This is a genomic window from Pseudomonas sp. PDM25, assembly GCF_019219045.1.
Lineage (GTDB): Bacteria > Pseudomonadota > Gammaproteobacteria > Pseudomonadales > Pseudomonadaceae > Aquipseudomonas.
Window position 1 is genome coordinate 92,316 of sequence record NZ_JAHUWL010000007.1, and the last position, 26,009, is coordinate 118,324.

A 26,009-nucleotide genomic window follows, 5' to 3' on the forward strand; every position below is an offset into this window, starting at 1 on the left:
ATGGTGTGCAATCATTGATCGCAGCGCAGTCTCTATCGTCAGGTTTAAGGTGATGAGGTGGGATGTTTATGTACAATGACGTAACAGATCTAGTGACGAGGGACAGACCTGGCAGGTCAAGTACTTATGGACAAATTTAGAGTTTTTTTGCTGGGTCTGCCTCGTAGGCAAAAAAGATTGTTACAGGTGGCCACTGATACGGTGCTGGTTTGGTTTGCCCTATGGCTTGCCTTCATCGTTCGTCTGGGCATTGACGGCATGTACAATCCCCTTAAGGTCCATTTCTGGCTCTTCGTGTGCGCGCCGGTGGTGGCGGTCCCTCTCTTCGTCCGCTTCGGTATGTACCGCGCGGTCATGCGCTACTTTGGCAACGACGCATTGATTGCCATTATCAAGGCCGTCAGCCTGTCATCCCTGCTACTTGCGGTCGTTGTCTATTGGTATAGCAACCACGAAGCTGTGGTGCCACGTTCCATTATCTTCAACTACTGGTGGTTGAGCCTCGTCATCATTGGCGGGCTACGTCTTTGTATGCGCCAATATTTTATGGGTGACTGGTTCACCGCCGCCCAGCACGTTCCATTCACCAGTCGTGACAATGGCCTGACCAAGGTGGCCATTTATGGAGCCGGTGTCGCGGGCAATCAACTCGTTGCTGCTCTGCGTATGGGCCGGGTTATGCGGCCTGTCGCTTTTATCGACGATGATACAAGCATTGCGGATCGTTCGATTGCTGGCTTAAAGGTTTACAAGCCCAAGCATATTCAGCAGATGATCGAGGTGACCGGGGCGGAGGAGATTCTTCTGGCTCTGCCATCGTCGACTCGAGCGCGACGTCGGGAGATTCTCAATCTTCTGGAAGGCTTTCCGCTTCACGTTCGCAGTGTGCCGAATTTTACTGATCTGGCCAGCGGCCGGGTGACGGTCGATGACATCCAGGAGGTTGATATCGCCGATTTGCTGGGGCGCGATTCGGTTCCGGCGCAGCCCGATCTGCTGGCGCGCTGTATCAAGGGTAAAACGGTGATGGTGACGGGAGCTGGCGGTTCGATTGGCTCGGAGTTGTGCCGGCAAATTTTTTCCATTGGTCCGACCACACTTTTGTTGTTCGAGCATAGTGAGTTCAATCTTTACAGCATCTTGTTCGAGCTTGAGCAGCGTATTGCCCGTGAGTCGCTGCCTGTCCGGCTATTGCCTATCCTGGGCTCCATTCGTCATCCCCATAAGCTCCTTGATGTAATGAAGACCTGGAATGTAGACACGGTCTATCACGCAGCCGCGTACAAACACGTTCCTATGGTTGAACACAATATCGCCGAAGGCGTGCTGAATAATGTGATTGGAACACTCAATACCGCTCAGGCTGCATTGCAGGCAAGTGTTGCGAACTTTGTACTGATTTCCACAGACAAGGCGGTGCGCCCGACCAATGTGATGGGTAGTACCAAGCGGCTGGCCGAATTGATCCTTCAGGCGCTGAGTCGGGAGATTGCGCCGGTGTTTTTCGGCGATAAGGCTAACGTATCTCGGGTAAATAAAACCCGATTCACGATGGTCCGGTTTGGTAATGTACTGGGTTCTTCCGGCTCAGTTATTCCTCTGTTTCATAAGCAGATCAAGTCGGGTGGACCGTTGACGGTCACCCATCCGAAAATCACCCGTTATTTCATGACCATTCCCGAGGCGGCGCAGCTGGTAATTCAGGCTGGATCGATGGGGCAGGGCGGCGACGTGTTTGTGCTCGATATGGGCGAACCGGTGAAGATTGTCGAGCTGGCGGAGAGGATGATTCACCTTTCGGGTCTGAGTGTTCGCTCGGAGAAAAATCTTCACGGCGATATCTCAATCGAATTCACTGGCCTGCGTCCGGGCGAAAAGCTTTACGAAGAGTTGCTGATTGGTGACAACGTGGCAGCAACCCCGCATCCAATGATCATGAGTGCCAATGAAGATCACCTAGCTTGGGAGGTGCTCAAGGCCAGGCTGACTGAACTGCTTGCTGCCGTTGAGCTGGATGACTATTCCCGGGTTCGTCAGTTGCTGCGCGAGACAGTCAGTGGCTACACACCGGATGGCGATATCGTCGACTGGATTTACCAGCAGCGTCGCCTCGAACCTTGATCCCCACATATGCGACTTACTTTGAGAGCGGCGTGCTTTTTACGTCGATGGATGAGTCGCTAAAGATCAAGGATGGGGGAGGTGATGCTTGGCAAGAGGGTTGCAAAGTTGAGGTCGGTCGAGTAATTGACGTTGTTATTTGAACTCGGTGAGCTCCGATTTTATGGAAGCCCAGCAACAATCATGGCTAAAGAAAATACCCAGTGTCGAATCATGTAGGGTATTTTCGTCATTGTCTGAGTGCAAAGTGATGCGTTTGACCAAACCAGTCTTGTTTATATCTTCCACTTCTGAATATCAGCTTATTTGCATACGCTTTTCAAGATGTCCCCGCTCCTTATCGTCATCGTGAAAATATGAAGAGGTGGAGCAGTTGATTTGAAAAGCGTCAGAAGCTAAGTTTTCACGTAATCTGGTGTCGGTATTATTCAATAATTCAACAAACCTCTGTGCCCAACAGCCGGGCTAATCCAACCTTCATCGGTGTCTGCTCGGGGAGTTTAAATCTTTCAAGAAGTCGTTGGTTATTTGCCCGCGAGTGGCGAATATCTCCGGAGCGCGCCGAACCATAGCTGACTGGTGGCAGTTCTCCTACTACCTCGGCCAATGTTTCCAGCATCTGGTTGAGTGTGGTGGCTTGATTCATTCCGACATTGATTGCGCCCACTTCGACCTGCGGTGCTTCGATGGCTTGCACCAACACCTTTACCAAATCTTCCACATAAACAAAGTCTCGGGTTTGTTCACCGTCGCCGAAGACTGTAATGGGGATACCTTTGTGCGCCCGCTCGCTGAAAATGCTAATCACCCCCGAGTAGGGTGAGGAAGGGTCTTGGCGTGGGCCAAAGATATTGAAGAAACGGAACACAACCGGCTCAAGAGCGTGCTGGCGTCGGTAGAAGTCGAAGTAATACTCGCTCGCTAGTTTGTCCGAGGCATAGGGTGTCAACGGCGCCTTAGGTGTCTCCTCGTCGATAGCTTGCCCTTCTCCATTGTTGCCGTATACCGCGGCACTCGAGGCAAATACCACACGTTTGACTTCAGCTTGGCGCATAGCTTCGCAGACGTTCAAGCTACCTATGAAGTTGCTCTGGTGGGTGCGAACAGGATCGTCTACTGAGGCTTGGACCGAAGCCACTGCGGCTAAATGCACAACTGCCCGACAACCGATCATGACCCGCGCAACCAAAGCGGCATTGGCTACATCGCCTTCGACAAATTCGACGCGTGGATTTTCTTGCGGCAGATTGCTGCGCTTTCCGGTGGACAAGTCATCGAGAATTCGCACTGCGTAGCCTTTGGCGAGCAAAGCATCGGTCAGATGGGAGCCAATAAAACCGGCACCGCCGGTGATTAAAATAGGGGCGTTAGCCATGATGGTAAACCTATCAAATGATGTCGGGGTTTTGTGCCGTGAGCACAGCTTGTGCCCTGGAATACGCAGTTTTTTGCGAGCGGAGCCAGAAACAGTGGCTTTTGGGTGGTGTAGGGCTGTATGGTTTTCTGATGCTCAGCGACAGTAAGTGTCCCATAACGACGCTACGCAATCGAGTCGTGTTTGTGCTCAAACGGTCTTTCCTCGTTCGTTTTCCAGGTTTAGGAGGATCGACGCCAGTGCGTTATTGACGCGCTGATAGAGCTGAGTCTTGCCCGCTCTGGACCTTCAAAAACGCTTGCAGTAGTGAGATACGTTTTGGTATCTCGACGTGCACGACAGTGCTAAGTTCTCTGCCAACGTCGAGATCAGGATGATAATGTTTTGGTCTGTTTTATCTGCGCTGTCCGAGGCTTTTCACCAAGAAATAACTCTACGAAGAGTTGCTGATCGGCGACAGCGTGGCAGCGACGCAACTTCCGATGATCATGACGGCCAACATACGGATGATTACGCTCGCGTCCGCCAGCTCCTGCGCGAAACCGTCAGCGGCTACACCCCTGATGGCGATATCGTCGACTGGATCTACCAGCAACGTCGCCTCGAACCCTGATTGTTTCACATCCTGTAACGGACACATTTTTGACAGGCTCCAGATATCGCCTAAGTTTGGAAGGCAGCTTCGGAAAAGCTGCTTTCTCAATCGATGTCATGGAGCTTCATTTATGCGTACTGGCTATTTCTACTCTCTGGTTTTCGCCCTGCTCACCAGCGCCTCTATTGCCGCCATTGCTGCGCCGACGGTCAAGCCCGAGGCTGGCAACGCACCCTTGGTGCTGGAAGTTTCTCCCAAGGCACAGTCTGGCAAGGTCGATCTGAATCAGGCCGATGCGCCAACCCTTCAGCGCGAGTTGTCCGGTGTGGGCGAGGCCAAGGCCAAGGCGATTGTTGCTTATCGTGAGGGTAATGGGCCGTTTGCGTCCGTGGATGAGCTGCTCGAAGTGAAGGGAATCGGTAAAGCGATTCTGGATAAGAATCGCGAGAAGCTTGAGGTGAACTAAGCTTATACGTCAGCGCCAGGGGCCGGTCATTGATCGGCCTTTTTGCTTTCTGGCGAACGCTGGGAGGGTGCGCCTTCTGTCGCTACGTGAAAAATTACAGCTATCATATACGCCTTAAATTATGACTATAATAAATTGCTTTCCGCCAAGCGCTCTGAGACTCAGGCGCTTGTCTTTCCCTAGGCATTCTCCCCAGGAGTACAGTGATGAACTCTGTCCAGTCCCAAGGTACGGCCCTCGTCACCGGTGCTTCTTCCGGCATCGGTGCGATTTACGCCGAGCGGTTGGCGGCGCGTGGGTTTGATTTGTTATTGGTCGCCCGTGACCAAGAGCGGCTGGAAGCAGCGGCTACCAGGTTGCGCGCCGAGCATGGCGTTCAAGTCGAAGTGCTCAAGGCTGATCTGACGCAAAAGGATGAGGTGCTGAAGCTTGAACAGCGTCTTCGCAGTGATTCAAGTATCAGCCTGTTACTGAACAACGCCGGTGTCGCCGCTGAAGGTTTGTTGGCCAATGCCGACATGGATCAGCTGGAACGTTTGATTCAACTGAACGTGACAACGGTCACGCGGTTGGCCTCGGCAGCGGCCGCCAGTTTTGCCAAGGCGGGCCGCGGGACGATTATCAACATTGCATCAGTGGTTGCGTTGTTCCCAGAGCGTTTCAATGCAACTTACAGCGCCAGCAAGGCTTATGTGTTAAGTCTGACTCAATCGTTGAACGCCGAACTGGAGGGCACCGGGGTCAAGGTGCAGGCCGTGTTGCCAGGTGTAACACGCACCGAAATCTTCGAGCGTTCCGGTTTCGATGCTACCCAGATTCCGGCGGATATGGTCATGGAGGCCGGGGACATGGTCGATGCTGCGTTGTCGGGTCTGGATCAGGGTGAGTTGATCACCATTCCTTCGTTGCCGGATGTGGCCGACTGGGATGCCTTCGTTGCGGCGCGTCTTGTCATGGCGCCGAATCTTTCCAAGAGTAAGGCCGCCGCGCGTTACACGTGAGGCGTCATGAATCGGCTTGAGGTATTTGCGGTATGAGTGATCGTCGAGTAGTGGTAACGGGCATGGGTTTGGTGTCGCCATTGGGTTCTGGCGTCGAAGCCGTCTGGTCGCGTCTGTTGGCTGGACGTTCCGGGTTGCGCAATTTACCGGATGAGGTGGTGGCCGATTTGCCGGCCAAGGTCGGGGGGGCAGTGCCGACGCTGGCTGATGATCCCGAGGCGGGTTTTGACCCGGACCGGGCGACGGCGCCCAAAGAGCAGAAGAAGATGGACCGCTTCATTCTGTTCGCCATGGAAGCTGCGCGTCAGGCGCTGGAGCAGGCCGGTTGGCAAGCGGCGGACGCCAATGCCCAGGAGCGTACGGCAACCATTATCGGCTCCGGCGTGGGTGGTTTCGGGGCGATAGCGGATGCGGTGCGCACCACGGACAGTCGTGGGCCGCGACGCCTGTCGCCGTTCACCATTCCTTCATTTCTGGTCAACCTCGCCGCGGGTCATGTGTCGATCCAGCACGGTTTCAAGGGCCCATTGGGTGCGCCGGTGACCGCTTGCGCGGCCGGGGTCCAGGCGATTGGTGATGCGGCGCGGTTGATTCGTTGTGGCGAGGCAGACATCGCGGTATGTGGCGGCGCGGAAGCGGCGATCGATCGCGTCAGTCTCGCCGGGTTTGCCGCTGCTCGCGCGTTGTCCAGCGGTTTCAACGACACCCCGGAACGTGCCTCGCGGCCGTTCGACAGTGACCGCGATGGCTTCGTCATGGGGGAGGGCGCTGGCCTTCTGGTGATCGAATCCCTGGAACATGCCCTGGCTCGTGGTGCTCAACCGTTGGCGGAGCTGGTCGGTTACGGCACCAGTGCAGATGCCTATCACCTGACGGCAGGTCCCGAGGATGGCAGCGGTGCACAACGGGCGATGTCGCTGGCATTGGCCCAGGCAGGTATTTCGCCGGCGCAGGTGCAGCATCTCAATGCTCACGCAACCTCGACACCGGTCGGGGATTTGGGAGAGTTGGCGGCCATCAAGGCGTTGTTCGGTGCGGATAACAAAATCGCCGTGACATCGACCAAATCGGCCACCGGACATTTGCTCGGTGCCGCGGGCGGTATCGAGGCGATCTTCACGCTGTTGGCAATTCGCGATCAGGTCGTGCCGGCCACCCTCAACTTCGACAACCCGGACCCCGCCGCCCAAGGCGTGGACATTGTCCACGGCCAGGCGCGGCCGATGGCTATCGAATACGCGCTGTCCAACGGCTTCGGGTTTGGTGGGGTGAATGCCAGCGTGCTGTTCAAGCGCTGGGAGGGCTAGTCCCGGGGTTGTTTGAGATAGGCGCGAGTCACGTCGAGAATCCGCTGAGCCAGCTCGGGATTCTCGACACTGCGTGACAGCAGTAAAGCCCCGACCAGCGTCGACATGATGACGATGCTTTGGTCGGCGGCGTCCTCGTCTTCAAGCGTGCCTTGCACTTGTTCAAGCCGTGCGTTGAGCACCACGTCAGTGGTCGGGCTTTGCTGCCCCCGCAGGCCGAGTTCCGATGACATGGTCGGCAACGGGCAACCCTCATCGGGTGAAGTCTGGTGCCATTCGGACAAATAGGCGTCGATGAACGCTTCCAGCGGACGATCCTGGGCGAAGAGCTCGGCGCAAATCATATCGACCTGCTCGCCCGCGGCTTGCAAAGCCTTTTCCACCAGTTCGTCCTTGGACTTGAAATGCGAGTAGAAACCACCGTGAGTCAGGCCCAGTGCTTTCATCAGCGGTTGCAGACCTGTCGCGCCAATGCCATCGCGGCGAAAGCGCGCTGACGCTTCCTTGATGATGCGTTGGTGGGTCTGGGCTTTATGGTCCTGCGAGTAGCGCATCGGGTATCTCCGCAACAATGCGCCATATTAACCAATGAAAATTGTATGGTGTTTGTACTTCTACTTCTAAAAAGCATGCAGATGAGTCCAACTCCGTCCTGCTGTCTTGAGCGAACTGGCACGAATAGTGATTACTCATTGACAGACGATTGTTGAACAATCACGAGGCAATGAGTATGAACAGCGGACTGTCCCTGGCTGACCAGATCACCCTTGAGTTGCGCGCTGACATCATTGGCGGCCGTTTGCTGCCGGGCATGGCGTTGGTGGAAAACGATCTGGTGTCCGCCTACAACGCCTCCCGCAATACCATTCGCGAAGCGCTGCATCGCCTGGGGCAGGAAGGTCTGACCCGTTATGTGCGTAACAAGGGCGTGATGGTGCGCAGGCTGGGCGTCGAGGACGTGCGAGATCTGTTCAAGGTCAGGCGCACTCTGGAGTTGCAGGCCATCAGCGCGAGTCAGCCGCTGCGCGACTATCAATCCGACCGGATGCTCGAAGCCCTGGAAGCCACCGAGCTTGCCCGGGAGCGCGAAGACTGGCGCGCCGTCGGCACCCACAGCCTGGCCTTTCATCAACACATCGTCGGATTGCTGCGCAGTCCGTTGTTCGACGAGTTCTTCACCAACGTCGTCGCGCAATTGCGCCTGGTGTTCTGCACCGCCCCCGATGAGTCACGTTTTCAGGCGCCCTGGCTGGCGCGTGACCGGCAGATCCATGAGTTGTTGGCCGAGGGCGACAAACCCGCGGCCGAGGATGCCATGAGCCTGTATCTCGACGATTCCGAACACCTCCTGTTGCAGATGCTTACCCGTTCTTCCCATCACTGATCGAGGATTCGTGCCATGTACAAAGACTATCCGGCGGCCTATCAAGTCAGCAAAGGTTCCGCCTTGCAGGTGGACAAAGCCTTCTACGAACGGATCCGCGACAAGAAGGACGGGCGCACGCTGATCGAAGAGTTCGAGGTGCCGATCCGTACCGGTCGCGCCTGGAAAGTGCCGGCCGGGCATGTGTTCCGGGTGACCACGCCTGTTGGCCCGCAAGTCGGGGATTTCAACGTCTGGAATGCCAACGATCCACGGGAGCGTTTGTGGGCGGCGCGGACCCGGCAGTTACAGGGCGCACACGTCAGCACCCATGACCGGCTATGGTCGAACCTGCCTTTTCTGCGGCCGCTGGTGACCATCACCGATGACAGCCTGGCCGGTTACGGCATCGACGAACATGGCGGTCGTTTACACGATTTGCTCGGCACCCGCTGCGACCCTTATGTGAACAAAATGCTCACCGGCGAAGACTTCCACCATCACTGCCACTCGAACCTGACCCGCGCGGTGCTGCCTCATGGCCTGACCGAGTTCGACGTGCATGACGTGCTGAACATTTTCCAGTGCACGGGCCTGAATCACGACGACATGTACTTCATGAAAGCCTGTCCGGCACAGAAGGGCGATTACCTGGAGTTTTTTGCCGAAATCGATCTGCTGTGTGCGCTCTCGACCTGCCCGGGCGGCGATCTGTCGCTGGCCATGTGGGGGCCGGATGCGCAGGACCCGCTAAGCGTGTGTCGCCCGCTCGGGGTGGAGATTTATCGGTTGGAAGATTCGTTGCTTGAGGGCTGGAGCCAGCCGGAACGGGCTGCATACAAAGGGCTGCATGGCCTGCACATCGCCAAGGCCGATTGGGAGAAGTAAAACGCAAAACCCTGTCATTCAATGTGAATGACAGGGTTTTGTTTTAGCGGTCCTGCGCATCCTTGGCATCCGCTTGCGCGTTGCGTTCAGCGACGCGTTTGCGTTGCTCCTCGGTCAACTCGACCTTGTTGGCGGTGTCACGCAGCATCATCAAACCACCAACGATCGAGCCAATTGCAACGATCAGAATCAACCAGGCATACCAGGGCATAGGGCTCTCCTTGAGGGCAGGCCGATTGGCGGATTTCGCCAATCGATCGTGCATACCACTTTGAGCGATTAATTTTCGCAGTGGTTCCATTCTATGCCTGTTCTGACAGCCGCACTTCGCCTGTTTAGAGCCCTGTCAGCATCGCGTCTGCCGGCGCATCGGCACGCAGTTGCGCCGTGAGCAAGAAGTACACGAAACCTGCGGCCATGAAGCCCAGGAAGATCAACCCGATCAAGGTGTTGAACCAGGCCATCGCCACCAGGCAGACCACTGCGAGCACCAGCGCAATGAGCGGCACCAGCGGATAGCACGGCGCGCGAAAGGTGCGCTCCAGATTCGGTTCGGTTTTGCGCAGTTTGAACAGGCTGAGCATGCTCATGATGTACATCACGATCGCCCCGAAGACCGCCATCGTGATCATCGCCGCCGTCAGCGTCATGCCGCCCAGGTTGATCAAACCATCGCTATAAATCGCGGCAATGCCGATCACGCCACCGGCGATGATTGCCCGGTGCGGGGTCTGAAAGCGTGACAACTTGGCCAGGGACACCGGCAGATAACCGGCCCGGGCGAGGGCGAAGAACTGCCGCGAGTAGCCGAGGATGATCCCGTGGAAACTCGCCACCAGGCCGAACAGGCCGATCCACACCAGCATGTGCAACCAGCCCGAACTTTCGCCAACCACGGTTTTCATCGCTTGCGGCAGGGGGTCGTTGATGTTCGACAAGGTGCGCCAGTCACCGACGCCGCCGGCAAAGAACATCACGCCCATCGCCAGTAATACCAACGTCAGAATGCCGCTGATGTAGGCCTTCGGAATCGTGCGTTTCGGATCCTTGGCTTCTTCGGCGGCCATGGCGGCGCCTTCGATGGCCAGGAAAAACCAGATAGCGAACGGAATTGCCGCGAACATCCCGGCAATCGCCGGCGCACCGAATACATCGGAGCCGGCCCAGCCGTTCAGCGCGAAGTTACTGAAGCTGAACGCCGGGGCGACCACGCCCATGAACACCAGCAGTTCGGCCACTGCGAGAACGCAGACCACCAGTTCGAAGGTCGCCGCCAGTTTCACCCCGAGGATGTTCAGGCCCATGAACACGATGTAGGCACCGACCGCTGCGTGTTTCGGATCAAGTGCTGGAAACTGCACGTTCAGATACGCACCGATCGCCAGAGCGATGGCCGGCGGGGCGAAGACAAATTCAATCAGTGTCGCCAGCCCCGCGATCAATCCGCCTTTCTCGCCAAAGGCGCGGCGGCTGTAGGCAAAGGGACCGCCAGCGTGAGGGATCGCGGTGGTCAGCTCGGTGAAACTGAAAATAAAGCAGGTGTACATCGTGGCGACCATGAAGGACGTCACCAGAAAACCGAGTGTGCCTGCCACGCCCCAACCATAACTCCAGCCGAAGTATTCACCGGAAATCACCAGCCCGACCGCAATGCCCCACAAGTGCAACGTGCCCAGCGTGGGTTTGAGTTGTGTGTTCATGCGTTGCTCCCTGAACGGTTTGGAAAGCTCGGGGGAGGGCGTTTGCAGTGGGCGTGCCATTTTGTATTTGTGCGTCGTAAAGCGCCGAAAGCTGTCGTATCGGGGATATTCGGTGCTGGACGTCAGTGTCTTGTGCGCCAGTTGGGAGCGTTGTTGGCCGTAATGCCGCCTTCGCGAGCAAGCCCGCTCCCACAGTTAATCTCCAACGAACAAAGAGTTTGTGTTCGACGCCGATCAACTGTGGGAGCGGGCTTGCTCGCGAAGAGGCTCGTCCGGTCACCGTGTAACGCCGGCATAAACCCACTCTTTACGCTTTCTTTATGCCCAGCCAACACCCTCGCTCTCGTTCCTTTACAGCCTCCCTACCGACAATGACTCCACACGCGGCAATACGCCGTAACACGGAGAACTTCCATGAGCGTTCTGGACGGGGTGTCACTGCTACTGGCAGTGGGGCTGTTCATTTATCTGTTGGTTGCGCTGTTGCGCGCGGACCGGAACTAGGAGCAGCTATGCACAGTTATGACTATTGGCTGATCCTCGCCTTCTTCGCCCTGGTGCTGATACCGGCACCGTTTCTGGGGCGCTTCTACTACAAGGTGATGGAAGGTCAGCGCACCTGGCTTTCGCCGATTCTCGGACCGGTGGAACGCGGGTGTTATCGGGTGGCCGGCGTTGATCCGCAGGCCGAACAGAGCTGGCAGAAATACACCCTGGCTTTGCTCGCCTTCAACCTCGCGGGCTTTTTGCTGTTGTTCGCGATCCTGTTGTTTCAGGATCACTTGCCGCTGAATCCGCAAAACCTGCCGGGCCAGGAGTGGACGCAAGCGTTCAATACTGCCGTCAGCTTCATGACCAACACCAACTGGCAGTCCTACAGCGGCGAAGCGACCCTGAGCTACCTGAGTCAGATGGTCGGCCTCACCGTGCAGAACTTCGTCAGCGCCGCCACCGGCCTCGCCGTGTTGGTAGCCCTGTGTCGCGGTATCGGTCGCAAGTCGAGCAAGACCCTCGGCAACTTCTGGGTCGACATGACCCGTGCCACCCTCTACGGCTTGCTGCCGCTGTGCCTGCTGCTGGCGCTGTATCTGGTCTGGCAGGGCGTGCCGCAAACCTTCGCTCAGTACGTGAATGCCGTGACGATGCAAGGCGTCGATCAGGTGATCCCGCTCGGCCCGGCCGCCAGTCAGATTGCGATCAAGCAACTGGGCACCAACGGTGGTGGCTTCTTCGGCGTCAACTCGGCGCACCCGTTCGAGAACCCGACGGCGTGGAGCAACCTGTTTGAAGTCGGCTCGATCATTCTGATTCCGGTGGCGCTGGTGTTCACCTTCGGCCATTACGTGAAAGACCTGCGTCAGAGTCGCGCGATCATCGCCTGCATGCTGGCCCTGTTCCTGATCGGCGGCGCGACATCGCTGTGGGCTGAATACCAGCCGAACCCGACCCTGAACAATGTCGCCGTCGAACAGACCGCGCCGCTGGAAGGCAAGGAAGCGCGTTTCGGCACCACCGCCACGGTGCTGTGGTCGGTGACTACCACGGCGGCGTCCAACGGTTCGGTCAACGGCATGCACGACAGCCTCAACCCGCTGAGCGGCATGGTCGCGATGGTCAACATGATGGTCGGCGAAGTGATCTTCGGCGGCGTCGGTGCCGGGCTCTACGGCATGTTGCTGAACGTGTTGATCGCGGTGTTCCTCGCCGGCCTGATGATCGGCCGCACGCCGGAATACCTCGGCAAGAAACTGCAGGCGAAGGAAGTCCAGTTGCTGGTCGTGACCTTGCTGGTGATGCCGGTCGGCGTGCTGGTACTCGGCGCGATTGCCGCGAGCCTGCCCGGTCCGGTTGCGGCGGTGAGTAACCCCGGTGCCCACGGCTTCAGCCAGTTGCTGTACGCCTACACCTCGGCCAGCGCCAACAACGGCTCGGCGTTTGGCGGCTTCGGTGCCAACACCGCGTTCCACAACCTGATGCTGGGCCTGGGCATGTTGATCGGTCGCTTCGGTTACATCCTCCCGGTACTGGCGTTGGCCGGCAGCCTGGCGATGAAGAAAAGCGCACCGATCGGCCAAAACAGCTTCCCGACCCATGGCCCGCTGTTCGTGACCTTGCTGACCGTGACCATTTTGCTGGTGGGCGGCCTGACCTTTCTGCCGACCCTGGCGCTGGGCCCAATCGCTGAACATCTGAGCATGGGCTTCTAAGGAGTCAATGATGAATATGCCCGCAACTAAAGCCGCCACCGTCAAGGCGCCGGAACAACCGAAAACCGCGATCTCGGCCCTCTGGCGTCCGGCGCTGGTGCAAGCCTTCGTCAAGCTCGACCCTCGGCAATTGCAGCGCGCGCCGGTGATGCTGGTGGTCGAACTGACCGCGATCCTGACCACCGTGCTGTGCTTCATTCCCGACAGCGCCGTGCCGACTTTTGTCGCCGCGCAAATCGCCTTGTGGTTGTGGTTCACCGTGCTGTTCGCCAACTTCGCCGAAGCACTGGCCGAAGGTCGCGGCAAGGCCCGCGCCGACAGCCTCAAGGCCGGTAGCGAAGGCCTGAGTGCCCGGCGCAAAACCAGCAACGGCGCCTTTCAAGTCGTGCCGGCCACCAGCCTGCGCAAGGGCGATGTGGTCCGCGTTGAAGCGGGGGAAATGATCCCCGGTGACGGCGAGGTGATTGAAGGTATCGCCGCGGTCAACGAAGCGGCGATTACCGGTGAATCCGCGCCGGTGATTCGCGAATCCGGCGGCGACCGTTCGGCCGTCACCGGCAACACCCGACTGGTGTCCGACTGGCTGTTGGTGCGGATCACCGCCAACCCGGGCGAGTCGACACTCGATCGCATGATCGCCCTGGTCGAAGGCGCCAAGCGCCAGAAAACCCCGAACGAAGTGGCGCTCGACATCCTGCTGATCGGCCTGACCCTGATCTTCCTGCTGGTGGTCGTCACCCTGCAACCGTTCGCCCACTTCGCCAACGGCAGCCTGCCGCTGGTGTTCCTGGTGGCGTTATTGGTCACGCTGATTCCGACCACCATTGGCGGTCTGTTGTCGGCCATCGGTATCGCCGGGATGGACCGTCTGGTGCGCCTGAATGTGATCGCCAAATCCGGGCGTGCGGTGGAAGCGGCGGGGGATGTACACGTCCTGCTGCTGGACAAGACTGGCACCATCACCTTCGGTAACCGTCGTTGCACCGCGGTGTACGCCGCGCCGGGTGTCACTGCCAAGGAACTGGCCGAGGGCGCGTTGTTTGCCTCCTTGGCCGATGACACGGCTGAAGGCAAATCGATCGTCGAGTACCTGCGCGGTCTTCACCCGCAACCCGAGCCGTCCCCCGAGGTGCTGACTGCCGTGCCGTTCAGCGCTGAAACCCGCTTGTCTGGCGTTGACTATCAGGGCCGGGTCTATCGCAAAGGCGCGGTGGATTCGTTGCTGGCCTTCGTCGGCCTGAAACGCGCCGATCTGGCCGCACCGCTGTCCCGGGAAATCGACAAGATCGCCCAGAGCGGCGGCACCCCGTTGCTGGTCTGCGCCGACGGTAAATTGCTCGGTGTCATCCACCTCAAGGACGTGGTCAAACCCGGCATCCGCGAGCGTTTCGCCGAACTGCGCAAACTGGGGATTCGCACTGTCATGGTGACCGGCGACAACCCGCTGACCGCTGCAGCGATTGCCGCCGAGGCGGGCGTCGATGACGTGCTGGCTGAAGCCACACCGGAGAAAAAACTGGCGCGCATTCGCCACGAGCAGAACGACGGTCGCCTGGTCGCCATGTGCGGCGACGGCGCCAACGACGCCCCGGCCCTGGCCCAGGCGGACGTGGGCATGGCGATGAACGACGGCACGCAAGCGGCACGTGAGGCGGCGAACATGGTCGACCTCGACAGCGATCCGACCAAGCTGCTGGACGTGGTGCAGATCGGCAAGGAATTGCTGGTGACCCGTGGTGCGCTGACGACGTTTTCCATCGCCAACGACGTGGCCAAGTACTTCGCGATTTTGCCGGCGCTGTTCGCCTCGATCTACCCGCAACTGGGCGTGCTGAACGTCATGCACCTGAGCAGTCCGCAGAGCGCGATTCTCTCGGCGATCGTGTTCAACGCCTTGATCATTGTGGTGCTGATTCCATTGGCATTGCGCGGCGTGCGGGTGCAGGCGGCGAGTGCGGCGGCATTGCTGCGACGCAATCTGTTGATCTATGGATTGGGCGGGATTGTGGTGCCGTTTGTGGGGATCAAGGCGATCGACATGCTGTTGACGGCGTTGCATTTGGTTTAGCGGTTGGTGCTTGAGGCTGGGGCTTTTGTGGCGAGGGAGCTTGCTCCCGCTGGGCTGCGAAGCGGCCCCCCCCCTCAGGCCAAAGTGTTTATTCAGGCACACTGCATTCACCGGGTTTACGACTGCTGCGCAGCCGAGCGGGAGCGAGCTCCCTCGCCACAGATGATGTGTGTGCCTTCCTAGTCGAATCGAGGATTTTGAAATGTCCACAATGATACGTCCGGCCTTGAGCCTGCTTGTCCTGATGACCCTGATCACCGGCGTCGCCTATCCACTGGTGGTTACCGGTGTTGCCCAGGTCGCATTCCCCGATCAAGCCAACGGCAGTCTGGTCCACGACGCTGATGGCAAGGTCCGCGGCTCGTCGCTGATTGCGCAAGATTTCGTCGGTGACGCCTGGTTCCATCCACGGCCATCGGCCGGTGCATTTGCCACCGTGTCGAGCAGTGCCAGCAACCTTTCGCCGAGCAACCCGGCGTTGGCCACTCGGGTGATCGACGATGCCAACAAACTGCAGGTGTCGGGCCAGGGTCCGGTGCCATTGGCGATGGTCACCACCTCCGGCAGTGGTCTTGATCCACACTTGCCACCGGCCGCAATTGCCTATCAACTGGCGCGTGTTGCAGCGGCGCGCAATCTGCCGGTAGCGACCCTTCAACAATTGATGGATGCGCACATCGAGCAGCCCTTGGTGGGGCCGCCGGTGGTGAATGTGCTGGCGCTGAATATGGCGTTGGAAAAGCTGTAGATCTGCGGTGCGGCCATTCGCGAGCAAGCCCGCTCCCACATTGGAATGCATTCTCCTGTGGGAGCGGGCTTGCTCGCGAAGACGGCCTCACAGACACCACACCAACATCTGATTAAAGAGATCCCCAAGCATGAGTGACTCCGGCCGCGCCGACGCGCTGTTAGCAGACCTGCCCCGCGACGGCCGTGGCCGGCTCAAGGTTTTTCTCGGCGCCGCACCCGGTGTCGGCAAGACCTACGCCATGCTGCAAGCGGCCCACACCCAACTGCGTCAGGGCGTGAAAGTCATTGCCGGCGTGGTCGAAACCCACGGTCGCGCCGAAACCGAAGCGCTGCTCGGCGGCTTGCCGCAGCAGCCGTTGGTGCGCTCGGAATACCGTGGCGTGATGCTCGAAGAAATGGACCTCGACGGCCTGCTCGCAGCCAAACCGAAACTGGTGCTGGTGGACGAACTGGCCCACAGCAACGCCCCCGGCAGTCGCCACACCAAACGCTGGCAGGACATTCAGGAACTGCTCGCGGCAGGCATCGACGTGTACACCACGGTCAACGTCCAGCATCTGGAAAGTCTTAACGACAAAGTGCGCGGCATCACCGGTGTGCAGGTCCGCGAAACCCTGCCGGACTGGGTGCTGCAAGAAGCCTACGAACTGCTGCTGATCGACCTGCCGCCGCGCGAGCTGCTCGAGCGTCTGCGCGATGGCAAGGTTTACGTGCCGGAGCAGGCGAGGGCGGCCATCGACGCTTTCTTTACCCAGACCAACCTCACAGCCCTGCGTGAACTGGCGATGCAAACCGCCGCCGCTCAGGTCGATGATGATTTGGCCCAGGGCTATCGCCAGCTCGGCCAAGCGGCGCCAGCGGTACGCGGTCGCCTGTTGGTCGGCGTCGATGGCGATGCACAGGCTGAGCGTCTGGTGCGTCACGCCAGTCGCGTCGCCCAGCGTCGGCATTTACCGTGGAGCCTGGTGCATGTGGACAACGGCAGTGTGCGTGACGAGCAGTCGCGGCTGCGCCTGCAAAGCGCCCAGCAATTGGCCGAACGCCTCGGCGGCGAAGTGGTGCTGCTGCGCGCCGGCGAGGTGGCGAAAACCCTGATCCAGCATGCCGCTGAACGCCGCGCGAGTCTGGTGTTGGTCGGTCAGTCCCGGCAGCGTTTGCGTCGACGGTTGTTCGGCGGCGGTCTGGCGTCACGGTTGCTGCGCGATGCGCGCGGGCTGGAAATCAACGTCCTCGACAGCGATCACGAACAACATCAGCCGCGCCAGCGTTCGGCGCAGGCACTGGTGTGGTTCGACTACGCGCTGGCGCTGGTGGCGACGGTGCTCGCCACCGCATTGGCCTGGGCGGTGGCAAGTGTCTTGCCGCTGCCCAATATCTCGCTGGTGTTCCTCGCCGCGGTGTTGCTGGTGGCGGTGCGCAGCAGCCTGGGCCCGGCGCTGGCTTGTGCGGCGCTGTCGTTTCTGACCTATGACTTTCTGTTCATCCCGCCGAATTTCTCGTTCGCCATCCAGCGCGAAGAAGACGTGCTGACCTTGCTGTTCTTCCTGCTGATGGCGGCGCTCACCGGTAACCTCGCGGCCCGGCAACGGCGGCAATTGCAGGCGCTGCGCGACACCCAGGAAGAGACCACGGAACTGCTCGACCTGTCGCGCAAACTCACCGCCGCCACCGACCGCCAGGCGGTGGTCAGCGCAGCGGCGCAGCACCTCGATGGCTGGAGCGATCTGCAAATCTGCCTGCTCAATCAAGACGGGCAGGGCGGCTGGAAAGTCGAAACCGGAGGCCCGTTGGAGTTTTCCGAAGCCGAGCGCGCTGCCGCCGATTGGGCCTGGCAACACGATCAACCGGCCGGCGCGGGCACCGGCACGCTGCCGTTCGGGCGTTGGTGGTGGTGGCCGTTGTCGGTGGAAGACGGGCCGCTGGCACTGCTCGGTGTGTGTGCCAAAGAGGGACAGACCTTGAGCGGTCAGCGTCGGCGTTTGTTGACCGCGCTGAGCCAGCCGCTGGCCCAGGCGCTGGCCCGGGCGCAATTGGCCGAAGACCTGGAAGCCGCCCGGCTGCATGGCGAAACCGAGCAACTGCGCAGTGCCTTGCTGGCCTCGGTGTCCCACGATTTGCGCACGCCGTTGACCTCCATGCGCGGCAGCATCGACAGCCTGTTGGCCCTCGGTGAGGCGATCCCGCTGGAGGATCGCCGCGAACTGCTTGAAGGCACTCGCGATGAAGCCGAGCGCCTCGATCGCTACATCCAGAACCTGCTGGACATGACCCGCCTCGGGCACGGCGCCCTGAAGCTGGCGCGGGACTGGGTGTCGCCGGCCGACATCGTCGGCAGTTCGCTCAATCGTCTGCGCGCCGTGCTGGCGCCATTGCAAGTGACCACCGAAGTGCCGCCAGAGTTGCCGTTGCTGTACGTCCACGCCGCGCTGATCGAACAGGCGCTGGTCAACGTGCTGGAAAACGCCGCGCGGTTTTCACCGCCTAACGGTCGCCTGCAATTGCGCGCCGGGGCCGATGACAGCGAACTGTTTTTTTCGGTGAGCGATGAGGGGCCGGGGATTCCGCAGGAAGAACGGGCGAAGATTTTCGACATGTTCTACACCGCCGCGCGCGGTGATCGTGGCGGGCAAGGCACCGGGCTGGGGCTAGCGATCTGTCAGGGCATGGTCGGTGCTCACGGCGGGCGGATCAGCGTCGCCGATGGCATTGAAGGCCGAGGCACCTGCATCACCTTGCACCTGCCGTTGCAGGCTCAGCCAGCTTTTGAAAATTAAGAGCCGAAAGTGAAGCCTGATCGCGCTTGCGCTACTCTCTTGCCACTTCTTTGTGTTGATGTGAATTCATGAGCCAGACCGCGACCATTTTGGTCATCGACGACGAACCGCAGATCCGTAAATTCCTGCGCATCAGCCTTGTTTCCCAGGGCTACAAAGTGCTGGAAGCCGGCACCGGCACCGAAGGCCTGGCCCAGGCTGCGCTGAATAAACCGGACTTGCTGGTGCTCGACCTCGGTCTGCCGGACATGGACGGCCAGCAAGTGCTGCGCGAGTTTCGTGAGTGGTCGACGGTGCCGGTGCTGGTGCTCTCGGTGCGCGCCAGTGAAGGGCAGAAAGTCGAAGCGCTCGACAACGGCGCCAACGACTACGTGACCAAGCCGTTTGGCATTCAGGAATTTCTGGCCCGGGTTCGTGCGTTGTTGCGTCAGGCTCCGGCGGGAGAAGCTCAACAAGCGGCATTGACGTTCGGCCCGTTGACCGTGGATCTGGCGTATCGCCGGGTGTTGCTCGACAGCGCCGAAGTCGCGCTGACCCGCAAGGAATACGCGGTGCTGGCGCAACTGGCGCGGCATCCGGGGCGGGTCATCACCCAGCAGCAACTGCTCAAGGATATCTGGGGGCCGACCCATACCGAGGACACTCACTATTTGCGGATTGTGGTCGGGCACCTGCGTCAGAAACTGGCGGATGATCCGACTCAGCCGCGGTTTATCGTCACCGAGGCTGGGGTCGGGTATCGGCTGTTGAGTGAAGGCAGTCTTTAGTTTTGTGTTGACTGATCTGATGCCTTCGCGAGCAAGCCCGCTCCCACATTTTGACCGAGTCCTCCTGTTGGATACGGTCAAAATGTGGGAGCGGGCTTGCTCGCGAAGAGGCCCTGAAACTCACGCGAGGACCTCAGGAATCCCGCTCATTCTCATACCGATCCAACGTATCCCGCGCAATCTCCCGCCCCAGCGCGATCAATTCCGGCGCCTTGTAAAACTCGAAAAACCGGCACACTCGCTTTGGCACGTTGATCAAAATATCCGGCGGATATCCGGCGATCTTGTACTGCGCCAATGAGGTTTGCATCACCTCGAAACTCTGGTTGATCAGGTCCAGCAAAGACGCCGGACCGACGTTGTCGATGATGAACGAGCCGGTAGCGGACTTCGGCGCGCCGGCGCGTTCAGGGGCGGCAGCCGGTTGCTGGGCTTCGGGTTCGGCGGATTCGATCCACGGGTTGATCTCGGCCGCTTCTGCCATCAACGCTTCCTTTTCCAGCAGCAGCAACTGTTCCGCCTGTTTACGGCGGAAGGGCAGTTTTGAACCGAGCGAGCTGATCAGGCTGTCGAAGCGGGTCTTGAACGCCGCCGGGCGCTGGATCACCGGCAGTTGATAGTGGCGCTGGTTGGTGGAGTTGAGGTTGACCGCGATGATCAGGTCGCAATGACTCGACACCACCGGCACGATCGGTAAAGGGTTGAGGATGCCGCCGTCCACCAGCATGCGGTTGCCCTGCATCACCGGGGTGAACAGGCTGGGAATCGCCGCCGAAGCGCGCATGGCCTGGTGCAGGCAGCCTTCCTGAAACCAGATTTCCTGTTGGTTGGTCAGGTCGGTGGCCACGGCCGTGTAGGGGATGCGCAAGTCTTCGATATTGATCTCGCCGACGATCTTGCGTATCTGCCCGAAAACCTTTTCCCCGCGAATTGCGCCCAGACGAAAACTGACGTCCACCAGACGCAAGACGTCGAGGTAATCCAGGCTTTCGATCCAGTTGCGATAATCGTTGAGTTTGCCGGCGGCATAGATCCCGCCCACCACTGCGCCCATGGAACATCCGGCGATGCAGGCGATGTCGTAGCCACGCCGTTCGATCTCTTCAATGACCCCAATATGGGCGTAGCCCCGGGCCCCACCTGAGCCCAGCACCAGTGCGACACGCTTTTTCATGAATCGCCCTCGTCTGACAAGGTTCAACAATGCACCCATCGAGGGGCAAGCTTCAATCGCTATGGTCGTTCGGCGCGGCCAGTGCGTCGTTTTTTGACACTCCAGGAAGGCGAATGGGTATTCTCGCGAGCGCTAGAGTTTCCAAGGTGGGGCCAAGGCACTTTTCACGCGCCAGACCGTCTTACCTGCATGCATGTTTACCTATCTTTGAGGTGTGAGTGATGAAAGTCTGGATCTGTGTGCCGTTGATTGCCCTGGCACTCGCCGGTTGTGCCGGTAAAACCGCTTACCGTGACAGCTGCGGTAGCCAACTCGACGCTGCCTGGCATGAGCTGGACCTGGCCAAAGTCGAGGGCTTTGCCGGGACCGTCAGCTACTCCAAGGCACTTTCGTTACTGACCGGTGCCAAGACCCAGCAGCAATTCGAAGCCTATGAGGGTTGCTCCAGGAAGGCCGAGAAGGCGCGTTTTTATATTCGTGAATCGCGCGCAGGGCGCTGAAAGCCGCTCTAAGCTGCAAGCAATAGGTCAGTCGCCCCGGAATTCGGCTGGCGGCTTGCAGCTGTTTACGGAGTAAACCCCCATGATTAACCGGTTGGTGGCTCATGTCCTGGGCCTGGAAGTCCGTTTGCTGGCCTGTCAGGCACGCTTGAGTGCCCGCACCGACCCTGAAGCGTTGCACGATCTACGCACCACGGTTCGCCGTTTGCGCAGTTTGCTGCGGCCATTGCGCGGCTTGCCCGGGGTCGAACAGCTGGAAGCGGCGGCGTCCCGGGTCGGCGACTTGACCACGCCGTTGCGCGATCGCGAAGTGCTGGCGGCGTGCTTGCTCGAGCATGATCAACCCCAGGCTGCCTATCGGCGTATGGCGCAGATGGCCGAGGCTTACCCGGCGGTCGCGACGAGCCCTGAAGTGGCGCAGTTGCTGATGATCCTCGACGCCTTTCCGCGTTTTCTGCGGGCCTCCCAGCGTCAGGGCCTGGTCAAGGGGTTGCGTCGGCACATCGAAAAACGCTTGGCCAAGCAGTGGAAAAAACTCGACAAAGCCCTGCACGATCCGGCACATGATCGCCACCGTTTGCGCCTGCTGATCAAGCGCGTGCGTTACGGCATCGAAGCCTATCCCGAACTGGATCGATTGCCGAAAGCGGCGATGCCGCGCTTGAAGTCCGCGCAAGGTGCCTTGGGCGATTGGCACGATTGCTTGCAATGGCTGGCCATGGCCGAGCAGGAAACCGATTTGCAGCCCTGCGTCGCGGCCTGGAAAACCGCCATGGCCAAGGCCGAAGGCCGTGCCGACCAAGTCCTCGACAAACTCAGCGCTGACTGTTTCAAATCCTGAAACACTACCGATGCCCTGTGGGAGCGGGCTTGCTCGCGAAGACGGCGGCACATCCAAAACAGATGTGACTGACAGACCGCTTTCGCGAGCAAGCCCGCTCCCACATTGATTGTGTTCAAGCCAAGTGCGGCTCATCTGTCAGTGCTTTTGGCTGGAATAAGCGCTGTGCCATCCTCGCGGGCTGGTTAAGATTCCTTCATCCTTTTCCCGCTCTGAGGTTTCCATGCGCTTTTCCGATCTGCTCGACGCTGTCCGCCGCCAGCCGCTTGAGCTGTCTATCCCGGCCGAATGGGCTCAGGGACGTGCCAGTTTCGGTGGCCTGGTGGCCGCTTTGCAGTACGAAGCCATGCGCGCAAAAGTCCCGGCGGATCGTCCGGTGCGTTCGCTGGCGATTACCTTTGTCGGCCCGGTCGAGCCTGAAGTGCCGGTCAGCTTTGAAGTCGATGTGTTGCGCGAAGGCAAAGCGGTCAGCCAGGTGCTGGGTCGGGCGATGCAGAAGGGCCAGGTGGTGACGTTGGTCCAGGGCAGCTTCGGCGCCTCGCGGCCGTCGGAAGTGGCGGTGATCGCCGAACCGGCACCCGAGATGAAGCACTGGGACGATTGTCAGGAACTGCCGTTCATCAAAGGGGTACTCCCGGAGTTCATGCAGCATCTGGCGATGCGCTGGAGCGTCGGCGGTCTGCCGTTCACCGGCAACAAATCCCGCGAGATGGGTGGCTGGGTGCGCTTGCGTGGGGACGTGAAGGAAGAAGCGGTCAGCGAGTCGCATATCCTGGCGCTGGTCGACGCCTGGCCTCCGGCGCTGTTGCCGCACCTGAAAAAACCGGCAATGGGCAGCACGCTGACCTGGACCATCGAATTCGTCCAGCCGTTGCTTGAACTGAGCACGCTGGACTGGTGCAAATACCTGGTTGAAATCGAACATGCCGCTGACGGCTACGGTCATGCGGCCGCGAAATTGTGGAACGCGGACGGTCAGTTGATTGCCATGAGCCGGCAGACGGTGACGATTTTCGCCTGATCAGTGACGACGGTGGCGCTCACGCCAGGCGCGCCACCAGCCGCCGCTCAGGAAGAACCGTGGGAAGGTCAGAAACTGCTCGACCAGCAAGCGCGACACGGCATCTTTGCGATCGCTGAACGGCTCGGAGGCTTGCGCTTCCAAGGTGTGACCGTGGCGTTGCAGGCCGAGGGCGGCGAGCAGGCCGATGACGCCAATCGCGATATTGGTGAAGCTCAGACCGAACACTCCCGAGACAATCAGCAGAAACGCCACGATGAACAGCGGCACGGCAATCAGGTGCAGCACCAGATTGGTCGGGTGCTGATGATTGTTCGGGTACGCTCGCCATTGCCAGGCGGGGAGGTTGGGGTGACGTTTGCCCATGATGGTAATCCTTGGTTCGTTGAGGCTCTTGAACAAAGAATAGGCCGGGGCAAACCCGTCGGCGAATCAAGGCTGGCTATCGAAGTGATAGGTGTCATGTTCGGATTTGATGGTGACCGGGCTGACGCCTTCGCGAGCAAGTCGGATCGCCGCACCGCCGCTCCCACAGGATTTGCGCTATTTCAATATTTGCGCATTACCTGTGGGAGCGGCGGTGCGGCGATCCGACTTGCTCGCGAAGGGTCCCTTACAGCTTCAGCTGCCCTATAGCCTTGCTCAATTCCCCCGCCAACGCTGCCAGCTCATTGCTGGTAGTCGCCGAATCCACGGTCTGCTGCACGGTGTTCTCGGTCACATCCCGAATGCTCACCACCGCCCGATTCATCTCTTCGGCCACGTGACTCTGCTGCTCGGCCGCCACCGCGATCTGCGTGTTGCTTTCGCGCATCTGCGCCACGGCGCTGGTGATTTCTGCCAATGCGGCACCGGCCTCCTGAGCCTGCTGCACGCAATCGTCGGCCTTGAACGAGCTTTCCTGCATGAAATCCACCGCGTCCCGAGTCCCGGCCTGCAACGCGGAAACCATGATCGTGATTTCGTCAGTGGAGGTCTGGACACGTTTGGCCAGGTTACGCACTTCATCGGCGACCACCGCAAACCCGCGACCCATTTCACCGGCACGGGCCGCTTCAATCGCTGCGTTCAGCGCCAGCAGATTGGTCTGCTCGGCGATGCTGTGAATCACACTGACCACGCCGTTGATCTTCTGACTGTCCTCGGCCAGACGCTGAATCATCTCGGCAGTCTGTTGTACCCCGCTGGACAGGCCGGCAATCGACTTCTGCACCCGACTGACCACTTCCTGCCCGCTGCCGGCCAAGGTATCGGCGGTTTGCGATAGGTCGCGGGTGGCGCCAGCGTGCTGGGCAATGTGATAGACCGTGGCGGTCATTTCGTTGATCGCCGTGGCGGCCTGATCGGTTTCGCTTTGCTGGCCGAGCATGCCGTGACGCACCTCGTTCATGCTCGACGCCAGCCGTGCCGCGCCGACATCCAGTTGCCGGGCGGTGCTGGCGACGGTATTGACCACTCGCTGGTAACCGGCCTGCATGGCGTTGAAGGCATTGGCCATCTGCCCGACTTCGTCGGTGCAGGCCAGCGGCACGCGTGCCGACAGGTCACCGGTTTTCTCGACGTGGAGCATCACGTCCTTCAGCGTATTGAGCTGGCTGAGCAGGAAGCGGATCAACAATTGCGAAGCGCCGAGCATCGCCAGCATCAAGATCGCTACCGCCACGGCGTAGTTGGGAAAACGCTCGCCAAATACCTGGGCCATGCTCGGGCCATGGGCAATCACTGCGACCTGGTTGCCCTCCGGGCGCGTAAACACTTCAGCGCCCATCAACGGGTTGTCGCCGAACAGCGGCATGGCATTGATTGCGACCCAGCCGTTGGTATCGGCCAGTTCCAGTACCGGCTGCCCGTTCAGCAACGGTGCTTGCCCGCGACTGAACGTCAGCACGTTATCGGCTTTGGGGAGCGGTTGCCCGGCGGGCCAGGCGCTGAGCAGTCGCGCCTGGGCTTGTGCTGATGCCTGGTAAGCATGGCTGCGGGCCTGTTGTTCGAGCTGTACGGCGTACAACACCAGCAGCAAGGTCGTGACGAAGGCGACGGCGTTGACCGCCCAGAATTTGTATTTCAGCGAGATATTGCTAAGCCAGGCACCCATGGAGGTCTTCTCTGATAGCGGAAACAGTTTTGGCAAGGTGCCATTATTGTGCCGCTACTCAGGGGGCTGGATCTTGATGTGGGTCAACAATCCCGGCCATGCTCGCGCACAGGAATTGCGGGGCGTAATGCGCTATCCTTCGCGCCTTCAAAATTCCCTCGCTACAGGATTCCGCCCCATGAAAGCCGCACTCGTCGAACTCATCAGCAAAATAAGCTCCGGGTGCATGAGCGATGACGAAATCCTGAAAGTCGCTGACGAAGCGGCCCAGGCCTACGCCGATCCCGAGGCTTTTCTGACGGCCAATCCGGATATCAACTACGACGAAACGTTCCCGATTCCGCTGGGTGAGTGGGTCGTCGTCGGCAGCCTTCCAGAGACCGTGCTGTTCCAGGCCGACACCTATGTGGACCTTTTCGCCCAGATCGTTTCCTCGTTCGGTCCCGGGGTTGATTTCAATATCAAGCCCAAGCAACTGGCCAAGACTGAAGCCCTGACCGCGCTCAATCGCATTCAGGTGCAGATGGGCAGCATGAACAAGGAAAACGGCGGTTACACGCTGATGAACTTCAGTCAGTTGCTCGACGACGAACTGCAAGTGGTGCTGGTCTACGGCAACGACGTGCCGCGCGTACTCGAGTTGTGCGCCAAAGTCGGCATCGCTGCCGCACCCTCGCTGGAAGCCCTCAAAATCGCCGTCCACGTTTAAAAAACGGAACCCTCGCAAGGCCCGGCTATCCTAAGAGTGCAAACCACTCTTAGGGAGCGACACCATGGGTTCCACGTTCAATGGTCTGATTGGCCTGATTATTCTTGCCCTGGATATCTGGGCAATCATCAACGTGCTCAAAAGTGGTGCCGACACAGGGATGAAAATCATCTGGGTGCTGCTGATCCTGCTGCTGCCGGTGCTGGGCCTGATCATCTGGGCCATCGCCGGGCCTCGAGGAAACGTCCGGATCTGAATACGCACCCAAAGCCGACACCTTTCCCCTG

24 protein-coding genes and 1 pseudogene are annotated in these 26,009 nt (G+C 59.6%); 18 read left to right on the forward strand and 7 right to left on the reverse strand.

Annotated features, from left to right (window positions below; genetic code table 11):
• Positions 1 to 126: 126 nt before the first annotated feature.
• Positions 127 to 2,121 (forward strand): nucleoside-diphosphate sugar epimerase/dehydratase, encoded by a 1,995-nt coding sequence (locus KW848_RS14760; RefSeq protein WP_218537297.1) that lies wholly within the window; start codon positions 127 to 129, stop codon positions 2,119 to 2,121.
• 436 nt (positions 2,122 to 2,557) lie between these two features.
• Here the strand turns inward: KW848_RS14760 and KW848_RS14765 are convergent, their stop codons facing one another.
• Positions 2,558 to 3,496 (reverse strand): NAD-dependent epimerase/dehydratase family protein, encoded by a 939-nt coding sequence (locus tag KW848_RS14765; protein ID WP_218537298.1) that lies wholly within the window; start codon positions 3,494 to 3,496, stop codon positions 2,558 to 2,560.
• Between the two features lie 431 nt (positions 3,497 to 3,927).
• On the opposite strand from KW848_RS14765, the pseudogene KW848_RS14770 reads away from it, so the two are divergent.
• The 4 genes and pseudogenes from KW848_RS14770 to fabF form a co-directional block, all read left to right on the forward strand.
• Positions 3,928 to 4,109 (forward strand): annotated as a pseudogene (locus tag KW848_RS14770) (hypothetical protein); the annotation flags it as partial.
• A gap of 112 nt (positions 4,110 to 4,221) precedes the next feature.
• Positions 4,222 to 4,557 (forward strand): helix-hairpin-helix domain-containing protein, encoded by a 336-nt coding sequence (locus KW848_RS14775; protein WP_218537299.1) that lies wholly within the window; start codon positions 4,222 to 4,224, stop codon positions 4,555 to 4,557.
• A 206-nt stretch (positions 4,558 to 4,763) separates the two neighbouring features.
• On the forward strand, positions 4,764 to 5,558 hold the full coding sequence (locus tag KW848_RS14780; protein WP_218537300.1) for an SDR family oxidoreductase: 795 nt from the start codon (positions 4,764 to 4,766) through the stop codon (positions 5,556 to 5,558).
• Between the two features lie 32 nt (positions 5,559 to 5,590).
• Positions 5,591 to 6,865, forward strand: coding sequence for a beta-ketoacyl-ACP synthase II (fabF, locus tag KW848_RS14785; RefSeq protein WP_218537301.1), 1,275 nt, complete (start codon positions 5,591 to 5,593; stop codon positions 6,863 to 6,865).
• Here fabF and KW848_RS14790 read toward each other — a convergent pair.
• Entirely contained in the window at positions 6,862 to 7,419 is a 558-nt protein-coding gene (locus KW848_RS14790) for a TetR/AcrR family transcriptional regulator (RefSeq protein WP_218537302.1), read from the reverse strand. The two genes, fabF and KW848_RS14790, sit on opposite strands and share 4 nt — an antisense overlap.
• 176 nt (positions 7,420 to 7,595) lie before the next feature.
• On the opposite strand from KW848_RS14790, the gene KW848_RS14795 reads away from it, so the two are divergent.
• Together KW848_RS14795 and KW848_RS14800 are read left to right on the forward strand one after the other, a co-directional pair.
• Positions 7,596 to 8,249 carry a GntR family transcriptional regulator gene (locus KW848_RS14795; RefSeq protein ID WP_218537303.1) on the forward strand — a complete coding sequence of 218 codons (654 nt, stop codon included), beginning with the start codon at positions 7,596 to 7,598 and terminating at the stop codon, positions 8,247 to 8,249.
• Between the two features lie 15 nt (positions 8,250 to 8,264).
• Positions 8,265 to 9,116 carry a DUF1989 domain-containing protein gene (locus KW848_RS14800; RefSeq protein WP_008148761.1) on the forward strand — a complete coding sequence of 284 codons (852 nt, stop codon included), beginning with the start codon at positions 8,265 to 8,267 and terminating at the stop codon, positions 9,114 to 9,116.
• 43 nt (positions 9,117 to 9,159) lie between these two features.
• On the opposite strand, the gene KW848_RS14805 is transcribed toward KW848_RS14800, so the two are convergent.
• Both KW848_RS14805 and eat read right to left on the reverse strand, forming a co-directional pair.
• Positions 9,160 to 9,327 carry a DUF2897 family protein gene (locus tag KW848_RS14805; protein WP_111450692.1) on the reverse strand — a complete coding sequence of 56 codons (168 nt, stop codon included), beginning with the start codon at positions 9,325 to 9,327 and terminating at the stop codon, positions 9,160 to 9,162.
• A 124-nt stretch (positions 9,328 to 9,451) separates the two neighbouring features.
• Entirely contained in the window at positions 9,452 to 10,816 is a 1,365-nt protein-coding gene (gene eat, locus KW848_RS14810; RefSeq protein WP_218537304.1) for an ethanolamine permease, read from the reverse strand.
• A gap of 414 nt (positions 10,817 to 11,230) precedes the next feature.
• Here eat and kdpF point away from each other — a divergent pair, with 414 nt between their 5' ends.
• The 6 genes from kdpF (at position 11,231) to KW848_RS14840 (ending at position 19,382) form a co-directional block, all read left to right on the forward strand.
• Entirely contained in the window at positions 11,231 to 11,320 is a 90-nt protein-coding gene (gene kdpF / locus KW848_RS14815; RefSeq protein ID WP_007899818.1) for a K(+)-transporting ATPase subunit F, read from the forward strand.
• An 8-nt stretch (positions 11,321 to 11,328) separates the two neighbouring features.
• A complete protein-coding gene (gene kdpA, locus KW848_RS14820) occupies positions 11,329 to 13,023 on the forward strand; it encodes a potassium-transporting ATPase subunit KdpA (RefSeq protein WP_218537305.1) in 1,695 nt (564 codons plus the stop codon).
• Between the two features lie 10 nt (positions 13,024 to 13,033).
• Positions 13,034 to 15,091, forward strand: coding sequence for a potassium-transporting ATPase subunit KdpB (gene kdpB / locus KW848_RS14825; RefSeq protein ID WP_218537306.1), 2,058 nt, complete (start codon positions 13,034 to 13,036; stop codon positions 15,089 to 15,091).
• A 202-nt stretch (positions 15,092 to 15,293) separates the two neighbouring features.
• Complete coding sequence (kdpC, locus tag KW848_RS14830) at positions 15,294 to 15,839, forward strand: potassium-transporting ATPase subunit KdpC (RefSeq protein ID WP_218537307.1); 546 nt, start codon at positions 15,294 to 15,296, stop codon at positions 15,837 to 15,839.
• A 130-nt stretch (positions 15,840 to 15,969) separates the two neighbouring features.
• Positions 15,970 to 18,615, forward strand: coding sequence for a sensor histidine kinase KdpD (locus tag KW848_RS14835; protein ID WP_218537308.1), 2,646 nt, complete (start codon positions 15,970 to 15,972; stop codon positions 18,613 to 18,615).
• A gap of 68 nt (positions 18,616 to 18,683) precedes the next feature.
• Positions 18,684 to 19,382, forward strand: a complete 699-nt coding sequence (locus tag KW848_RS14840) for a response regulator (protein ID WP_218537309.1) — start codon at positions 18,684 to 18,686, stop codon at positions 19,380 to 19,382.
• Between the two features lie 133 nt (positions 19,383 to 19,515).
• Here KW848_RS14840 and KW848_RS14845 read toward each other — a convergent pair whose 3' ends face one another.
• On the reverse strand, positions 19,516 to 20,556 hold the full coding sequence (locus tag KW848_RS14845) for a patatin-like phospholipase family protein (protein ID WP_218537310.1): 1,041 nt from the start codon (positions 20,554 to 20,556) through the stop codon (positions 19,516 to 19,518).
• 221 nt (positions 20,557 to 20,777) lie between these two features.
• Here KW848_RS14845 and KW848_RS14850 point away from each other — a divergent pair, with 221 nt between their 5' ends.
• From KW848_RS14850 to KW848_RS14860, 3 genes are all read left to right on the forward strand, one after another.
• On the forward strand, positions 20,778 to 21,056 hold the full coding sequence (locus KW848_RS14850) for a hypothetical protein (protein ID WP_111450681.1): 279 nt from the start codon (positions 20,778 to 20,780) through the stop codon (positions 21,054 to 21,056).
• 82 nt (positions 21,057 to 21,138) lie between these two features.
• Positions 21,139 to 21,897, forward strand: coding sequence for a CHAD domain-containing protein (locus KW848_RS14855; RefSeq protein ID WP_218537311.1), 759 nt, complete (start codon positions 21,139 to 21,141; stop codon positions 21,895 to 21,897).
• A 223-nt stretch (positions 21,898 to 22,120) separates the two neighbouring features.
• On the forward strand, positions 22,121 to 22,918 hold the full coding sequence (locus tag KW848_RS14860) for an acyl-CoA thioesterase II (protein WP_218537312.1): 798 nt from the start codon (positions 22,121 to 22,123) through the stop codon (positions 22,916 to 22,918).
• Here KW848_RS14860 and KW848_RS14865 read toward each other — a convergent pair whose 3' ends face one another.
• Together KW848_RS14865 and KW848_RS14870 are read right to left on the reverse strand one after the other, a co-directional pair.
• Entirely contained in the window at positions 22,919 to 23,284 is a 366-nt protein-coding gene (locus KW848_RS14865; protein ID WP_111450678.1) for an Mpo1-like protein, read from the reverse strand.
• A gap of 247 nt (positions 23,285 to 23,531) precedes the next feature.
• On the reverse strand, positions 23,532 to 25,013 hold the full coding sequence (locus tag KW848_RS14870; protein ID WP_218537313.1) for a methyl-accepting chemotaxis protein: 1,482 nt from the start codon (positions 25,011 to 25,013) through the stop codon (positions 23,532 to 23,534).
• A gap of 178 nt (positions 25,014 to 25,191) precedes the next feature.
• Between KW848_RS14870 and KW848_RS14875 the strand changes: the two genes are divergently transcribed.
• Both KW848_RS14875 and KW848_RS14880 read left to right on the forward strand, forming a co-directional pair.
• Complete coding sequence (locus KW848_RS14875) at positions 25,192 to 25,722, forward strand: hypothetical protein (protein ID WP_046047937.1); 531 nt, start codon at positions 25,192 to 25,194, stop codon at positions 25,720 to 25,722.
• 64 nt (positions 25,723 to 25,786) lie between these two features.
• The gene (locus tag KW848_RS14880) at positions 25,787 to 25,978 is read left to right on the forward strand and encodes a PLDc N-terminal domain-containing protein (protein WP_008148797.1); all 192 of its coding nucleotides are present in this window, start codon (positions 25,787 to 25,789) and stop codon (positions 25,976 to 25,978) included.
• Positions 25,979 to 26,009 lie beyond the last annotated feature (31 nt).

What these genes read in the sequence shown, in the direction of transcription:
- KW848_RS14805 (WP_111450692.1), bottom strand. Translation starts at nt 9,327, where the DNA reads ATGCCCTGGTATGCCTGGTTGATTCTGATCGTTGCAATTGGCTCGATC.
- fabF (WP_218537301.1), top strand. Translation starts at nt 5,591, where the DNA reads ATGAGTGATCGTCGAGTAGTGGTAACGGGCATGGGTTTGGTGTCGCCA.
- KW848_RS14765 (WP_218537298.1), bottom strand. Translation starts at nt 3,496, where the DNA reads ATGGCTAACGCCCCTATTTTAATCACCGGCGGTGCCGGTTTTATTGGC.
- kdpB (WP_218537306.1), top strand. Translation starts at nt 13,034, where the DNA reads ATGAATATGCCCGCAACTAAAGCCGCCACCGTCAAGGCGCCGGAACAA.
- KW848_RS14865 (WP_111450678.1), bottom strand. Translation starts at nt 23,284, where the DNA reads ATGGGCAAACGTCACCCCAACCTCCCCGCCTGGCAATGGCGAGCGTAC.
- kdpC (WP_218537307.1), top strand. Translation starts at nt 15,294, where the DNA reads ATGTCCACAATGATACGTCCGGCCTTGAGCCTGCTTGTCCTGATGACC.
- KW848_RS14855 (WP_218537311.1), top strand. Translation starts at nt 21,139, where the DNA reads ATGATTAACCGGTTGGTGGCTCATGTCCTGGGCCTGGAAGTCCGTTTG.
- KW848_RS14790 (WP_218537302.1), bottom strand. Translation starts at nt 7,419, where the DNA reads ATGCGCTACTCGCAGGACCATAAAGCCCAGACCCACCAACGCATCATC.
- kdpF (WP_007899818.1), top strand. Translation starts at nt 11,231, where the DNA reads ATGAGCGTTCTGGACGGGGTGTCACTGCTACTGGCAGTGGGGCTGTTC.
- KW848_RS14845 (WP_218537310.1), bottom strand. Translation starts at nt 20,556, where the DNA reads ATGAAAAAGCGTGTCGCACTGGTGCTGGGCTCAGGTGGGGCCCGGGGC.
- eat (WP_218537304.1), bottom strand. Translation starts at nt 10,816, where the DNA reads ATGAACACACAACTCAAACCCACGCTGGGCACGTTGCACTTGTGGGGC.
- KW848_RS14800 (WP_008148761.1), top strand. Translation starts at nt 8,265, where the DNA reads ATGTACAAAGACTATCCGGCGGCCTATCAAGTCAGCAAAGGTTCCGCC.
- KW848_RS14775 (WP_218537299.1), top strand. Translation starts at nt 4,222, where the DNA reads ATGCGTACTGGCTATTTCTACTCTCTGGTTTTCGCCCTGCTCACCAGC.
- KW848_RS14860 (WP_218537312.1), top strand. Translation starts at nt 22,121, where the DNA reads ATGCGCTTTTCCGATCTGCTCGACGCTGTCCGCCGCCAGCCGCTTGAG.
- KW848_RS14795 (WP_218537303.1), top strand. Translation starts at nt 7,596, where the DNA reads ATGAACAGCGGACTGTCCCTGGCTGACCAGATCACCCTTGAGTTGCGC.
- KW848_RS14780 (WP_218537300.1), top strand. Translation starts at nt 4,764, where the DNA reads ATGAACTCTGTCCAGTCCCAAGGTACGGCCCTCGTCACCGGTGCTTCT.
- KW848_RS14870 (WP_218537313.1), bottom strand. Translation starts at nt 25,013, where the DNA reads ATGGGTGCCTGGCTTAGCAATATCTCGCTGAAATACAAATTCTGGGCG.
- KW848_RS14835 (WP_218537308.1), top strand. Translation starts at nt 15,970, where the DNA reads ATGAGTGACTCCGGCCGCGCCGACGCGCTGTTAGCAGACCTGCCCCGC.
- KW848_RS14840 (WP_218537309.1), top strand. Translation starts at nt 18,684, where the DNA reads ATGAGCCAGACCGCGACCATTTTGGTCATCGACGACGAACCGCAGATC.
- KW848_RS14880 (WP_008148797.1), top strand. Translation starts at nt 25,787, where the DNA reads ATGGGTTCCACGTTCAATGGTCTGATTGGCCTGATTATTCTTGCCCTG.
- KW848_RS14875 (WP_046047937.1), top strand. Translation starts at nt 25,192, where the DNA reads ATGAAAGCCGCACTCGTCGAACTCATCAGCAAAATAAGCTCCGGGTGC.
- KW848_RS14850 (WP_111450681.1), top strand. Translation starts at nt 20,778, where the DNA reads ATGAAAGTCTGGATCTGTGTGCCGTTGATTGCCCTGGCACTCGCCGGT.
- KW848_RS14760 (WP_218537297.1), top strand. Translation starts at nt 127, where the DNA reads ATGGACAAATTTAGAGTTTTTTTGCTGGGTCTGCCTCGTAGGCAAAAA.
- kdpA (WP_218537305.1), top strand. Translation starts at nt 11,329, where the DNA reads ATGCACAGTTATGACTATTGGCTGATCCTCGCCTTCTTCGCCCTGGTG.